Source organism: Leifsonia sp. ZF2019, from assembly GCF_019924635.1.
In the GTDB taxonomy this organism is placed as follows: domain Bacteria; phylum Actinomycetota; class Actinomycetes; order Actinomycetales; family Microbacteriaceae; genus Leifsonia.
Genome location: NZ_CP065037.1, coordinates 1,189,858 through 1,204,170 on the forward strand (window position 1 = coordinate 1,189,858; position 14,313 = coordinate 1,204,170).

11 protein-coding genes are annotated in these 14,313 nt (G+C 69.7%); 5 read left to right on the forward strand and 6 right to left on the reverse strand.

Annotated features, from left to right (window positions below):
- Window positions 1–9 precede the first annotated feature (9 nt).
- Window positions 10–999 carry a dTDP-glucose 4,6-dehydratase gene (rfbB, locus tag IT072_RS05880; RefSeq protein WP_223360021.1) on the reverse strand — a complete coding sequence of 330 codons (990 nt, stop codon included), beginning with the start codon at window positions 997–999 and terminating at the stop codon, window positions 10–12.
- 68 nt (window positions 1,000–1,067) lie between these two features.
- On the opposite strand from rfbB, the gene IT072_RS05885 reads away from it, so the two are divergent.
- The 5 genes from IT072_RS05885 (at window position 1,068) to IT072_RS05905 (ending at window position 9,040) form a co-directional block, all read left to right on the forward strand.
- Complete coding sequence (locus IT072_RS05885; protein ID WP_223360022.1) at window positions 1,068–2,939, forward strand: cell wall-binding repeat-containing protein; 1,872 nt, start codon at window positions 1,068–1,070, stop codon at window positions 2,937–2,939.
- A gap of 9 nt (window positions 2,940–2,948) precedes the next feature.
- Window positions 2,949–3,554 carry a dTDP-4-dehydrorhamnose 3,5-epimerase family protein gene (locus IT072_RS05890; protein ID WP_223360023.1) on the forward strand — a complete coding sequence of 202 codons (606 nt, stop codon included), beginning with the start codon at window positions 2,949–2,951 and terminating at the stop codon, window positions 3,552–3,554.
- Between the two features lie 15 nt (window positions 3,555–3,569).
- The gene (gene rfbA, locus IT072_RS05895) at window positions 3,570–4,448 is read left to right on the forward strand and encodes a glucose-1-phosphate thymidylyltransferase RfbA (RefSeq protein ID WP_223360024.1); all 879 of its coding nucleotides are present in this window, start codon (window positions 3,570–3,572) and stop codon (window positions 4,446–4,448) included.
- A gap of 34 nt (window positions 4,449–4,482) precedes the next feature.
- Window positions 4,483–6,831 carry a cell wall-binding repeat-containing protein gene (locus IT072_RS05900; RefSeq protein ID WP_223360025.1) on the forward strand — a complete coding sequence of 783 codons (2,349 nt, stop codon included), beginning with the start codon at window positions 4,483–4,485 and terminating at the stop codon, window positions 6,829–6,831.
- A gap of 106 nt (window positions 6,832–6,937) precedes the next feature.
- Window positions 6,938–9,040: a cell wall-binding repeat-containing protein gene (locus IT072_RS05905; protein ID WP_223360026.1), complete on the forward strand. Its 2,103-nt coding sequence runs from the start codon at window positions 6,938–6,940 to the stop codon at window positions 9,038–9,040.
- A 21-nt stretch (window positions 9,041–9,061) separates the two neighbouring features.
- Here the strand turns inward: IT072_RS05905 and IT072_RS05910 are convergent, their stop codons facing one another.
- The 5 genes from IT072_RS05910 to IT072_RS05930 are packed head-to-tail and all read right to left on the reverse strand — an operon-like array spanning window position 9,062 to window position 14,309.
- Window positions 9,062–9,862, reverse strand: a complete 801-nt coding sequence (locus IT072_RS05910; RefSeq protein WP_223360027.1) for a glycosyltransferase family 2 protein — start codon at window positions 9,860–9,862, stop codon at window positions 9,062–9,064.
- Entirely contained in the window at window positions 9,859–10,698 is an 840-nt protein-coding gene (locus tag IT072_RS05915) for a glycosyltransferase family 2 protein (RefSeq protein ID WP_223360028.1), read from the reverse strand. Before IT072_RS05915 ends, IT072_RS05910 begins: the two co-directional genes overlap by 4 nt.
- 23 nt (window positions 10,699–10,721) lie before the next feature.
- Complete coding sequence (locus IT072_RS05920) at window positions 10,722–11,978, reverse strand: ABC transporter ATP-binding protein (RefSeq protein ID WP_223360029.1); 1,257 nt, start codon at window positions 11,976–11,978, stop codon at window positions 10,722–10,724.
- A 1-nt stretch (window position 11,979) separates the two neighbouring features.
- Window positions 11,980–12,879: an ABC transporter permease gene (locus tag IT072_RS05925; protein ID WP_223360030.1), complete on the reverse strand. Its 900-nt coding sequence runs from the start codon at window positions 12,877–12,879 to the stop codon at window positions 11,980–11,982.
- Window positions 12,880–12,911: 32 nt separating this feature from the next.
- Window positions 12,912–14,309 (reverse strand): glycosyltransferase family 4 protein, encoded by a 1,398-nt coding sequence (locus IT072_RS05930; protein WP_223360031.1) that lies wholly within the window; start codon window positions 14,307–14,309, stop codon window positions 12,912–12,914.
- Window positions 14,310–14,313: the final 4 nt, after the last annotated feature.

A 14,313-nucleotide genomic window follows, 5' to 3' on the forward strand; every position in this document is an offset into this window, starting at 1 on the left:
CGTCGCCGCTCAGGCGTCCAGCGCGGCGCGGGCCTTGAGCGGCTCCCACCACTCGCGGTTGTCCCGGTACCACTGGACGACGTCGGCGAGGCCCTGCTCGAACGGCACCTGCGGCTCGTAGCCGAGCTCGCTGCGGATCTTCGAGATGTCGACCGAGTAGCGGAGATCGTGTCCGAGGCGGTCGGCGACGCGGTCGACGTAGGACCAGTCCTTGCCGGTCGCGTCGAGCAGAAGCTGGGTGAGCTCCTTGTTGGTGAGCTCGGTGCCGCCGCCGATGTTGTAGATCTCGCCGGCGCGGCCGTTGACCAGCACCATCGCGATCCCCCGCGTGTGGTCGTCGACGTGCAGCCAGTCGCGGATGTTGTTGCCCTCGCCATAGAGCGGCACGTGCTTGTCGTCGATGAGGTTCGTGACGAAGAGCGGGATGACCTTCTCGGGGAAGTGGTACGGGCCGTAGTTGTTCGAGCAGCGCGTGATCGACAGGTTGAGGCCGTGGGTGCGGAAGTAGCTGCGCGCGAGCAGGTCGCTGCCGGCCTTCGACGCGGAGTAGGGGGAGTTCGGCTCCAGCGGGCGGTCCTCCGCCCACGAGCCCTCGGCGATCGAGCCGTAGACCTCGTCGGTCGACACATGCACGAAGCGCTTGAGGTCGTTGCGCAGCGCGGCGTCGAGCAGCTGCTGCGTGCCGAGCACGTTGGTCTCGACGAAGATCGAGGCGTCCCGCACCGAACGGTCGACGTGCGACTCTGCAGCGAAGTGCACGACCGCGTCCACCGTCGGGAAGAGCTCGTCGAGCAGCGCGCCGTCACGGATGTCGCCCTTGACGAACGTGTAGCGCGGGGAGTCGGCGACGGGTGCGAGGTTCGCGAGGTTGCCCGAGTAGGTCAGTGCGTCGAGCACGACGACCTCGGCGCCTTCCAGGCCCGGGTATGCGTCCTGCAGAGTGCGTCGGACGAAGTTGGAGCCGATGAACCCGGCGCCGCCGGTGACGAGGATCTTCATAAAGTGTGAGTGCTTTCTTACTGGAGATGGTCGACAGACATCCTACCCGGCGGGATAGAATCCCCCGCATGCGTACTGGGGGGACGAGAGCGTCGACGCTCCTCGTCGGAATTCTGCTGGCTTCGATCGTGGGACTGGGGGCTCTGCCTGCGGCGGCCGCCCCGACGGGTGGTGACGGCACCGATCCGGGCGCCTACTACTCCCAGCTGGCGCGGCAGCGCGCGGCGGAAGGGCGGACGACCACCCCGGACAAGCCGAGCGACGGGGCGACGGCGCTCTCCCTGACGGCGTCCGCCGCGGTGGACAAGTCGCTCTTCGTCGCGGGAGACCTGATGAGTGACGCCGTGTTCTTCAACGGCAGCGCGATGACCGCGTCGGCTGTGCAGACCTTCCTGAACTCTCAGGTCGGCACGTGCAACCCGCAGAACAAGCCGAACGTGGAGCCGTGCCTCAAGAGCTACACGACGGCAACGGCCGACCGTCCGGCCGATGCCATGTGCAACGGCTACACCGGACTCGCCAGCGAGACCTCGGCGCAGATCATCGCCAAGGTCGGCACGTCCTGCGGCATCAACCAAGGTGTGCTCATCGCCCTGCTCCAGAAGGAGCAGAGCCTCGTGACCGACGATTGGCCGTCCGCCGCCCAGTACTCGTATGCGACCGGGTACGACTGCCCGGACGACCCGGGCGTCGGCTGCGCCCCGGAGACCGCCGGCTTCTTCGCCCAGGTCTACGGGGCCGCCTGGCAGTTCAAGCGGTATGGCAACCCGGCGGGCACCAGCGACTACTACACGTGGTACCCGGTGGGCAAGGTCAGCGACATCCTCTACTCGTCGACGAACAGCTCATGCGGCGCCGGCCCGGTCGCCATCTGGAACAAGGCCACGGCCGCTCTGTACTACTACACGCCCTACCAGCCGAACGCGGCGGCGCTGGCGAACTTCTTCGGCACCGGAGACGCGTGCTCGGAGTACGGCAACCGCAACTTCTGGGGCAGCTTCAACCAGTGGTTCGGGTCGTCCACGGCGGGCAACGTCCCGTCGATGTCCCGCATCTCGGGCGGAGACCGGTTCGAGACGTCCGCCGCCATCTCCCGGGCGGCCTACCCCTCGCCCGGCGCCGGTGTCCCCGCGGTCTACGTCGCGAACGGACTGTCGTTCCCCGACGCTCTCGCCGCGGCGCCGGCCGCTGCGCACCGCGGGGGACCGCTGCTCCTGAGCACGGCCACGTCGGTCCCCGACGCGATCGTGACAGAGCTTCAGCGACTCAAGCCGGAGAAGATCTACGCCGTCGGCGGCACGGCGTCGCTCTCGGACGCCGTCGTCACGCAGCTCTCGTCCATCGCCCCCGTCGAGCGGATCTCCGGATCGGACCGCTTCCAGACCTCGCAGGCGATCGCGGCGAACGCCTTCGAGGACTCCCACCCCACCACCGCCTACCTCGCGTACGGTCTGAACTTCCCCGACGCGCTCTCTGCCGGAGCAGCCGCCGGCGCGAAGGGCTACCCGGTGCTCCTCATGTACGGGACGGCCCCCGACGCCGGCACGATCGCCACATTGCAGGGTCTCGGCGTGAGCGCGGTGAAGGTGGTCGGGGGAACGTCCGTCATCCCGGACAGCTATCTCGCCGGACTGCGCTCGGCGGGGTTCACCGCCACCCGGATCAGCGGCGACGACCGGTTCGACACGAGCCTGGCGATCATGCGCGACGCCTTCCCGTCCGCGACCCCCGGAACGTTCCTGGCGTCCGGGATGCAGTTCCCCGACGCGCTGTCGGCCGCGGCGTACGCCGGGCATGCGGGGAACGCCCTGCTCGTCACCTCCGGCGCCTGCGTCTACGCGGGTTCCGCGGAGCTCGCCCTCCGCTCGAACGCGATCAGCGTGATCGGCGGCACCACCGCTCAGGGGCCCGCGGTGGGCGCACTCAGTATCTGCCAGTAGACTCCCGGGGTGCAGATCCGAGAACTTTCGATCCCCGACGCCTATGAGATCACGCCGAAGCAGCACGCGGACGACCGCGGACTCTTCACGGAGTGGTACCGGTTCGACCGGTTGGAGGAGGCGGTCGGCCACCGGCTCGATCTCCGCCAGGGCAACCTGTCGGTGTCGAAGCGCGGTTCGGTCCGTGGCATCCACTTCGCCGACATCCCGCCGAGCCAGGCCAAATACGTGATGGCCCCCCACGGCGCGGTGCTGGACTTCGTGATCGACATCCGCGTCGGCTCGCCGACCTTCGGCCAGTGGGATTCCGTCCTGCTCGACGACGTCGACCGTCGCGCGATCTACGTCGGCGAGGGCCTCGGCCACTGCTTCGTCGCCCTGACCGAGGGCGCGACGGTGAGCTACCTCGTGACGGACACCTATAACCCGGGGCGTGAGCACGGCATCAACCCGTTGGACGCCGACATCGCCCTCGTCTTCCCCGAGGAGGCGGGCGAGCCCCTCCTCTCGCCCAAGGACACCGAGGCGCCCGGACTGATCGAGGCGCGCGACGCCGGCCTGCTCCCCACCTGGGAGGCGGCCCGCGCCTTCTACGCCTCGCTCAACGAGAAGTAAGGAACGACCACCACCATGCGCGGAATCATCCTCGCCGGCGGCTCCGGCACCCGGCTGTGGCCGATCACCAAGGGCATCTCGAAGCAGCTGATGCCGATCTATGACAAGCCGATGATCTACTACCCGCTGTCGACCCTGATGATGGCGGGGATCAACGAGATCCTCGTCATCACGACGCCGGAGTACAACGAGCAGTTCAAGGCGCTCCTCGGCGACGGGTCGCAGCTCGGCATCCGCCTCGAGTACGCGGTGCAGCCCTCACCGGACGGCCTCGCGCAGGCGTTCATCATCGGCGAGGAGTTCATCGGAGACGAGTCCGTCGCACTGGTGCTCGGCGACAACATCTTCCACGGCGCCGGCCTCGGCTCTAATCTGCGCAACCACAACACGCTCGACGGCGCGCTGATCTTCGCGTACCACGTGAGCAACCCGCGAGCCTACGGCGTCGTCGAGTTCGACGACGACTTCAAGGCGCTCTCCATCGAGGAGAAGCCCGAGACGCCGAAGAGCAACTACGCCGTCCCCGGGCTCTACTTCTACGACAACCGCGTGGTCGAGATCGCCAAGACGATCGAGCCGAGCGCGCGGGGCGAGCTCGAGATCTCGACGGTCAACGAGCGCTACCTGGAGGCGGGGACGCTGCAGGTGCAGGTGCTGGACCGCGGCACCGCGTGGCTCGACACCGGGACGTTCGAGTCGATGATGCAGGCGTCGGAGTACGTGCGCGTGATCGAAGACCGTCAGGGCTTCAAGATCGGCTGCATCGAGGAGATCGCCTGGCGTGCAGGCTGGATCGACGACGCCGCGCTCGAGGCGCTCGCGCGTCCGCTCGTGAAGAGCGGCTACGGCTCCTACCTGCTCGGGCTGCTGGAGGCGAAGCGCCAGCGCGCCTGACCCGCCGGGGGAAGCCGACGGCTACGCTGGCACGGTGAACCGGGACGAGAGACGACAGGCCGCGCGCGCGGCAGCGCTGGCCGTGGCGATCGGTGGCCTCCTGGGAGCGATGCTCCTCCCGGTGCCCGCGTCGGCGACGCCCTCTTCCGCGCCGGTGCCGGGTTCCGCAAGCGCGCGGGTGTCCGACGACGCCCCGACCATCGGCGAGCACACACCCGCGCAGTTCGCAGCGGCAGCCGGCCAGCTCCCTCCGGCGCTCGTGGAGGCCGTTCGCACGGATCTGGGCCAGTCGGCCGAGCAGTACCTCGCCGACGCGGCGACGGCTGACGACGCCGCGGAGGTGGTCTCCCACCTCGAACGCCGCGGCGTCGACGTCACCGGTTCGCGCGTCGACGGGTCCCGGGTGACCATCGGCGTCTCCTCCGCGGCCGATCTGGCCGCGGTGCAGGCGACCGGCGCCACCGCCGTCGTGGGCGACGTCACCGCGCCGGTCGACGTGCCGAGACTCCATCCCGCCGCGGACCTGCTCGGCGGGACGGCCTGGGGGTACCTGACGAACGCGACGACCGGTGCGGGTGTGCGCTGCTCGGTCGGGTTCAACGGCAACGGCCCAGGGGGCGCGGCACAGTACGTCACGGCGGGCCACTGCAAGATCGGGACGCCGCAGTCGGCGATCAACCAGATCGTCCAGACGGCTCCGGGGCAGAGCGGCCCGTTCGGAGCCACGATCGGCAGCATGGTCGAGGGAAGCTTCCAGTACGGCGGGGGAGTCGACTCCGGCCGCATCGCCGTGACGGGCTCCGGAGTCGCACCGGTGCCCGGCGTGTCGACCTGGGCGGGAGGAACAGGGTCCCCGTCCGCGGCACCGCTGACCGTCCGCGGCGACACGACCGGCGTCGTCGGCGCGGCGGTCTGCAAGTCCGGGTCGACCACCGGTTGGACTTGCGGGCACATCCTCGCCGTCGACCAGCTCGTAGACGTCGACGATCAGGAGGTCAACGCGATCCTGACCGACGCCTGCGTGCTGGAGGGGGACAGTGGAGGAGCGGCGGTCGTGGGCTCCTACGCCCTCGGCGTCACCTCGGCGAGCTCGTACACCACCGCCTGTGGGTCCGATCCGATCTCGGCGTTCTTCCCGCTGCGTTCATCCTCCGGGGCGCCGAGCGTCGCGACCGCGCAGAGCGGCTGGCAGCTGCAGGTCGGCCTCGCGACCCCGGTCCCCGACCTCGCGAGCGGGGGCTCGACCTTCGCGGCGGCCCCGTTCACCGGAACGGTCGCGGGCGCGAACGGGGAGACGCGGGTGGACGTCTACTTCGACGGCAGGACCGATGCGCAGGGAGCGAGCGCGAGCGCCACCCTCTCGTCGTCCGGTCGCTGGAGCGTCGCCCTGCCGAGCGCGACGGGGACGCACTCCTACCGGATCGTCGCGCGCTGGGGCTCCCAGAGCTCCGCAGAGGCGACGGGGACCGTGGTGGTCACAGCGAACCCCGCGGTCGACCGGATCTCCGGCTCCGACCGTTTCGAGACCGCGGTGAAGGTCTCGCAGGCGGGCTTCCCCGGCACCGCAGGCACCGTCTTCGTCGCCTCCGGCGTCGGCTTCGCGGACGCGCTCAGCGCCGGGCCCGCCGCGGTGGAGGCGGATGCGCCGCTGCTCCTGACCACGCCGGGCGCGGTCCCCGCGGTCGTCCTGACCGAGCTGAAGCGGCTCTCCCCGACGCGGATCGTCCTCGTCGGCGGGACCGCTGCGGTGTCGGCCGACGCAGAAGCGCAGCTCGCGACCGTCGCCCCCGTGCGGCGCATCTCCGGGTCGGACAGGTTCGAGACCTCGCGGGCGGTCGCCGGATACGCGTTCGGCGGCGGGGCGAGCAGAGCGTTCCTCGCGACAGGGGTGGCGTTCGCCGACGCCCTGTCGGCGGGCGCGGCGGCCGGGGCCAACCACGCACCCGTCGTGCTCGTGCGGGGCTCGGACAGCGCCGCCGACCAGGCGACCGTGGCCTTCCTGCGGACGCTGGGCGTCGGCGCGCTCGACGTCGTGGGCGGTCCGGCGAGCATCACCCAGGCCTACGCGGACTCCCTGACCACGGTGGCCCCCGTGACGCGGGAGGGGGGTTCCGACCGCTTCGAGACGGCGATCGCGGTGAACGCGGCAGGCTTCGCCTCGGCCCGAGCGGCGTTCGTCGCGTCCGGGCTGGCGTTCCCGGACGCGCTCTCGGGCAGCGCACTGGCGGGTCTGCGCGGCGCGCCGCTCTACGTCGTCCCGCCGTCCTGCCTCCCGGTCGGCGTGACGAGCGAGCTCTCCCGCTACGGCGTCTCGACCATGACGATCGTCGGCGGCCCGGCGGTCGTCGCCCCTGCCGTCGCCGCCTTCACCCCGTGCGGCTGAGCATTCGGCCACGCCGTCCCGATCGCTCGCCGGGTTTCTTCGCATATTCGAAGAAAGCGTGCGCGCTTGGCGCCTGGATGCGCGAGGCCCCCGTACTCTAGGGCGTGTGTTGAACTCGCGGAGACGTGCCTACCTCGGCGCCCTGGCGCTCGCGATCGTGGCGTCGCTCCTCGCGGTCGCGGCTGTGACCACTCCTGCTCAGGCCGCGCCGTCGGCGGCGGCGCGCTCCGGCGTGAGCGCGAGCGGGCAGGTGAAGGCCGCGGTCGCCTCCGACTTCCAGCCCGGCTACATCATCAGCGACTACAACTTCTACAACGGGCAGGCGCTCGACGTCGGAAGCATCCAGGCGTTCCTGAACGCGCAGGTCCCCACGTGCCGTGCCGGCTACACCTGTCTGAAGGACTACCGGGAGACGACGGGATCCCGCGCCGCCGACCCGATGTGCGCAGCGTACACCGGCGCCGCGAACGAGACGGCCGCGACCATCATCGCGAAGGTGGGCGCTGCATGCGGCATCTCGCAGAAGGTCCTCCTCGTGCTGCTCCAGAAGGAGCAGAGCCTGGTCACCGACACGTGGCCGACGACGAGCCAGTACCAGAAGGCGACCGGCTTCGCCTGCCCCGACACCTCGGCGTGCGACCCATCGACGCTGGGTTTCTACAACCAGGTCTACAAGGCCGCCTGGCAGTACAAGCGTTACGGCAACCCGCCCGGCACCTCGAACTACTTCACCTGGATCCCGGTGGGCCAGGTCAGCGCCATCCGCTACAGCCCGACCGCGTCCTGCGGCTCGAGCAACGTCCTCGTGCGCAACGCGGCGACCGCGGCGCTCTACTACTACACGCCCTATCAGCCGAACGCGGCCGCCCTCGCCAACCTGTACGGGACGGGCGACGGATGCTCGGCCTACGGCAACCGCAACTTCTGGCGGCTGTTCACCGACTGGTTCGGCTCGGCGACCGGCGGTGTCGCCCCCATCGGCAACTTCGAGTCCGCCGCCCTGACGGCAAGCGCCTTCACGGTCTCGGGCTGGACGTTCGACCAGTCGCAGCGGATGACGTCGCTGAACGTCCAGATCACGTGGAACACGCCGGCCGGCGTCTCGACGACCACCGTCGCTGCGAACGCGAGCAGACCGGATGTGGCCAACGCCTATCCCGGGGCCGGGGCGCTGCACGGTTTCAGCGCCAGCGTGCCGCGCGCCGGCGAAGGCCAGTATTCGGCGTGCGTGACCCCGATCGCGACGGCGGGCAATCCGGGCGGCAACGGTGATCTCGGGTGCCGCACGGTGTTCTACTCGGCTGCCGCGACGAACGGCCCCGCCATGTTCCGCGTTCAGGGCACCGACCGATTCGAGACGTCGGTCGCCGCGTCGAAGTCGGCGTACCCGAACGGCAGAGTCCCCGTCGTCTACATCGCATCGGGGGTGGCGTTCGCCGATGCCATCACCGCCGGTCCCGCGGCATCGGTGCAGGGAGGTCCGCTTCTCCTGACGACTCCCGATGCCGTCCCGGCGACGGTCCTCGCCGAGGTGAAACGACTCGCACCCAAACGGATCGTCATCGTCGGCGGTCCCAACGCGATCTCCGGATCCGTGCAGGCCGCACTCGCCGCCGTCCAGCCGGATGTCGTGCGGCTCGCCGGGTCCGACCGGTTCGAGACGTCGCAGGCGATCGCCTCGTACGCGTTCCCCACGGCGACCAGCGCCTACTTCGCCTCCGGCATGACCTTCCCGGACGCCCTTTCCGCGTCGTCCACCGCAAGCGCCTCGCGCCGGCCGATCATCCTGGTGAGCGGGTTCGGTGCCGCCGATGCGTCGACGCGGGCATTCGCCGCCAAGGCCCGGCTGACCTCCGCAACCGTCGTCGGCGGGAGTGCGGCCGTGTCGGCGGCGTTCGACGGTTCGCTGCCCGGCGTCGCCATGACGAGGATCGGCGGATCGGATCGCTTCGAGACCAGCCAGCTGCTGAGTGCCAGCCAGTTCTCGTCGGCATCGACGGTGTTCATCGCGTCGGGGATCGACTTCCCGGACGCCTTGAGCGGGTCGGTCCTGGCCGCGGCGAGCGGCGCCCCGTTGTTCGTGTCGCAGACGCGCTGCCTGCCGCGCGTCATCGGGAACGCCATGGTGAAGCTGAAGACGACACGCGTCTACCTGATCGGCGGACCCGCCTCGCTCAGCGCGGATGTCGCCGCGCTCCGCCCCTGTTGAGCGGGCGGTGAGCGCGGCCCCTCAGACGCCGTCGTCGAGGCGCAGGTAGCGGTAGAACTCCGCCTTGCGCTCTGCGAGCGTGTGGTGCTGGTTCGTCTCGTCGAGCACGAACTCGATCGGAGTGTCGACCTTGCGGAGCACCCAGCCGCGGCGCCGGGCGTACCCGCACATCCAGATGTCTTCGAGGAAGGCGAAGTATCGCGGGAGCTCGGTGAAGAACGCGGGGTCGGAGACGATGTCGATGTCGCAGGCGCTACCGCCCGTTCCGACGTAGCTGACCCGATCGCCCGGCTCGGCGGGCGTGCGCGCCCAATAGTCGCCCTGCATCGTCCACGCCCAGTATCCGGCAATGATGTGCGGGCCGGAGGCGGCGAGCAGATCGACCACCAGGTTCTCGCTCACATCCTGGTCGTCGTCGAGCATCAGGAACGTCCCGCGGTATCCCTCGACCCAGAGCCGGCGTGCGACGAAGAAGCGTCCCAGTCCGCCCACGTTGACCCGGCTGCGGACGAAGACGACCTTCGCGAGGGCGCCGTGCGGCGCGTAGGCACGGATCCGCTCGAGGTAATACGCGTCGTCGGACGGCCGGTTGTTCCACAGCACGAGCGAGAGGCGGGGGCCACGTTGGGCGTCGAGCTGCGTGAGCACCGCGTCGATGCGCTCGCGGCGGTTCCAGAGACACATGACGACGGCGACCTCGGGCGCGTCGCCGTGGCGCAGGACGGTCTCCGCGCGGAAGCGGCCGGCGCGATAGCGGCGCATCGCGGTCCGCCACCGGACCGCGGAGAGGGCGCGCCGCGCGAAGGCGATCGGCCCGCTCACCGCGAGACCCACCAGAGGCGGCCCCACAAGCCGAGGCGTATGGCGAGCCGCAGCGGCGCGAAGTACCAGGCGCTGTATCGACGGGAGAGGTAGCGGTAGGCGCTGTCGTGGTGCGCCTTCTCCATGCTGCGTCGTACCCCGGAGGTCGAGTGGGCTCCCGTGTGGGTGACGATGGCCTCCGGCACGTAGACGTTCCGCCACCCGGCCTGGCCGAGCCGAGCTCCGAGGTCGACGTCCTCGAAGTACATGAAGTAGCCGGGATCGAATCCGTCCAGCTCGCGGTAGGCCGTGCTCCGGACGAGCACGCAGGCGCCCGAGAGCCAGCCGGCGTCGCGTCGTGTCTCGGTCTCGCGCTCCGCTCGGTATCGCACCGTCCAGGGGTTGGCAGGCCAGATGCGACCGAACAGCGCGTGGGCGACACCGGTGCGCAGCGACGGGAGGCGCCGCGCCGACGGGTAGATCGAGCCGTCCGCCTCGAGGATCTTCGGGCCGAGGGAGCCGGCGCCCGGCTCCTGCTCGCCGGCCTCGACCAGCGCATCCACGGCTCCCGGCGCGAACACGACGTCGGGGTTCGCCACCAGGATGTAGTCCGGGTCGGAGGTCGCCGCCTCGACTCCGGCGCGCACGCCGCCGCCGTATCCCGCATTGCGGTCGAGCTCCACGAAGCGGTGGCCGGCCGCAGAGACCGCAGCGCCCACCTCGGCGGCCTCCGCGGAGGCGTTGTCGACGACGACCACCTCATCGACCCGGCCGGCGCCCGCCAGAGAGTCGAGGAAGGGGGCGATCGTGTCGGCCGAGTTGTACGTCACGGTGACGACGAGGACGGAGGGTGTCATACGGATTCCGGCGGCTCCCGCGATCAGACGGCGGTCTCGACGACCTCGGGGACGGCGTGGACCGTTCCGACGGCGAGCGGGTAGTACGGCACGTCGAACGAGGTCGCCTGAGGCCGATCGGAGAGATGCCGTCCTGCGCGGTCCATCAGCGAAGCGTTGATGAAGTACTTGCCCGCCCCGAATCGGGCGTCGCGCAGGATGAAACCCACCGTCCTGCTGCCGTGCAGGCGGCCGAGGTTCGCCCCGATGCGCGCGGTGGTCGTGCCGTAGACGGGCTGCCCGAGGGTGTTGTCGATCTGGATGGCGCACATCCAGTCGTCGATCCCCTCATCGTGCTCCAAGGTGACTTCGATGCGCAGATCGTCGCCCGGCTGGACGGGGTCGGCGGGATCGCGCCCCTCTGCCCAGGCCCGTGCTCCGATGACGCGACCGTGTTCGACGACGACGGCCTCGCCCTGCTTGGCGGACTGCACCGCGGCCTCCGCCTCGGCCTCGACGACGCGGCGGCCCTCGAGGATGTTGCGGAACTCGGTCACGGCCTCGCCGGGCTCGCCGTCGTAGACGACCTCTCCACGGTTGAGCAGGATCGTCCGGTCGGCGAGCTCGGTCACCTGGCTGAGGTTGTGCGTCACCAGGATGATGGTCCGGCCCTCTTCCTGGAACGACCGGATCTTGTCGAGGCACTTGCGCTGGAACGCCTCGTCTCCGACCGCGAGGACCTCGTCGACGAGGAGCAGGTCGGGGTCGGTGTGCACGGCGACGGCGAAGGCCAGGCGCACGTACATGCCGGACGAGTAGAACTTGACCTGGGTGTCGATGAAGTCGCCGATGCCCGAGAAGCTGAGGATCTCGTCGAAACGCTCCTCGGTGTCCTCGCGGCTGAGGCCCAGGATCGACGCGTTCAAGTACACGTTCTCGCGACCGGTGAGATCGGGGTGGAAACCCGCGCCGAGCTCGAGGAGGGCGGCGATCCGCCCGCGGCGCGCGACGCTGCCGCTCGTCGGATCGATGATGCCGCCGATGACCTTCAGGAGCGTGCTCTTGCCGGAGCCGTTGTGGCCGATGAGCGCCACCGTGTGGCCGGCGCGGATGTTGATGCTGACGTCGCGCAGCGCCCAGAACTCCTCGCGGTGCTGGCGACCGCGGCCGAACGCGACGAGCCGCTCCTTGAGGGAGTTGTCTTTGCGGATCACGAAGCGCTTCGAGACGTCGGTGACCCGGACGATGTCGGGGGTCTCGTCCTCCGGGATCGTGCCGGCGGGGGAAGGGGTCGTCGTCATGTCACACCACCTGTGCGAAGTTGCCCTGCAGGCGTGCGAACACCCGCTGGAAGCCGAGGAGCAAGACGATCCCCACCACGAACGCGATGCCCATGCGCAGCAGCAGCTGATCCGGATACACGGCCGTCTCCTGCCCGGCGACCCACATCGCCTTCTGGAAGCCGAGGACGGAGAGGGTGACCGGGTTGTCCGTATAGATGTCGAGCCAGATGCCGTGGCCGAGCGCGTCGCGCACCATCTTCCACGAGTAGACGATCGGGGAGGCCCAGAGGAGCAGGAGGAGGACGACCTCCACCAGGTACTGCACGTCGCGCAGGTAGACGTTCACCGCCGACAGCAGGAGTCCGAAAGCCGTCCCGTAGACGAGGAGCAGAAGCACGGCCGGGATCACGTACCACGTCTCGGCGTGGAGCGGCGCCTTGCCGATGACGATCGTCGCCACGAGCAGGATGCCGAACTGGATCAGGAAGTTGAAGCCCGCGGAGCCGACGCTCGCCAGGGGGAAGATCTCCCGCGGCAGGTAGACCTTCTTGATCAGCCCGGCGTTGCCGACGATGGACGCGGTGGTGCCGCTGATGATCTCGCTGAAGAGCCCGTAGGCCGTCAGGCCGGTGAACACGTAGATCGCGAAGTCCGGGATGCCCTTCTCGGCGCCCAGCACCTTGCCGATCACGATCGCGTAGATGAGCAGCTGCGTGAGCGGACGGACGAGGGTCCAGACGAAGCCGAGAACGCTGTCCTTGTAGCGGGACTTGAGGTCGCGGCGGACCAGGAGGGAGAGCAGCTCGCGATGCCGGAAGATGTCCCGGATGGAGGCCCAGGAGCCGTTCGATCGTTCGTCGCCGCCGACCGTCACCATGCGTTCCGCGGACAGCGCACGGTATCGATCTTGTGCAGTCATTCAGTCGTCAATCTTGTCGGGGACTCGATGGATTATAGCTTGCGGGCTCGCTGCGCCAGCCAGTGGGAGGCCGTGCGCAAGGGCTTCGTGAGGCGCCACGACGAACTGGCCTCGAGCCCGGACACCCGCCGGCGCAGGTCGTTGGTGATGCGGGTGCGCTCCGACTCGACACCGGCGACCAGGTCGGGTGCGCGGGAGGGGTTCTTGCAGAACGCGACGAGTGCGCGCAGCGAGTGCTCCCAGGTGTGGCTGCGCGCGAAAGCGGCCACGTTGGCCGAGATGCGCGAGCGGGCCTCGGCGTCGTAGAGGAGTTCCTCGATCGCGGCGGCGAGCGCGTCGACATCCTCCGGGGGGACGACCCGGCCGAGGTCGTTCTCGCGGATGATCCCGGCGAATGTGTCGCCGTCCGTGCTGATGATCGGGAGCGACGCCCACAGGTAGTCGAGGATCCGGGTGCGGAAGCTGAACTGCGTCTCGAGGTGCTCGTAGTGTGTGCTCACACCGAGGTCGGCGTCGAGCAGGAAGTCGGCGCGATCGGCGTACGGGACCCACGACTCGTTGAAGAAGACCGCCTCGCCTGCGAGACCCAGCTCGTCGGCGAGGGCGCGCGCCTCCACGGCCATGCGCATCGCGGGGATGTCCGGGTTCGGGTGCGCCGCGCCCATGAAGAACAGGCGGAGGTCGGGGTGCGCCGCACGGGCGACGGCGACGGCACGGATCAGGGTCAGCGGGTCGAACCAGTTGTAGATCCCCCCGCCCCAGATGATGACCTTGTCGTCGGGTCCGATGCCGGGCACGACGCCCTTGATCCCGTGCTGCTTCTGCACGGGCGGCTCGTTCTGCACGCCGAACGGCGCCACGTCGAGCAGGGACCGCAGACTCGGGTCCGCATCGTAGGTGGCCGGGTTGATCCTGGCGAGTCCCGCGAGCTGTCCGAGCCAGAAGTCACGCTGCTTGTCGGAGGCGCAGACCATGAAGTCGGCGCGCTCGAGCTGGTCGTTGAGCACCTCGACGGTGTCGATGGAGACGGCCATCCGGTCCACCGGTTCGAGGTCCTTGCCCTGCTCGAGCTGCTCGAGGTGCATCGGGTCGTAGATGTCGGCGACGATGATCGTGTCGGTCGTCTTGATCCAGGGGAAGCTGCGGAGCACGTGTCCCTGGAAGACGAGCACGTCGGCCCAGTCGACGTGGGTGCGCAGCCGCACGTCGTCGGCGAAGGCGACGTGGAACCGGTCGCTCGTCAGACCCTGCGCGCGGTTGGTGGAAATCAGCCGGACGTCGGCGAACTGGGAGAGCGCCGTCGCGATCTCCCAGGCGCGGATGGCGGGGCCGGCCATGAGCGTCCCGAGCGTGTCCGGGGTGACCACGAGGATGCGACGGCGCGCGGTGGGCTCGTCGGGCGCGTCGATCGCGCGATCGGTGGACGGCATGGGG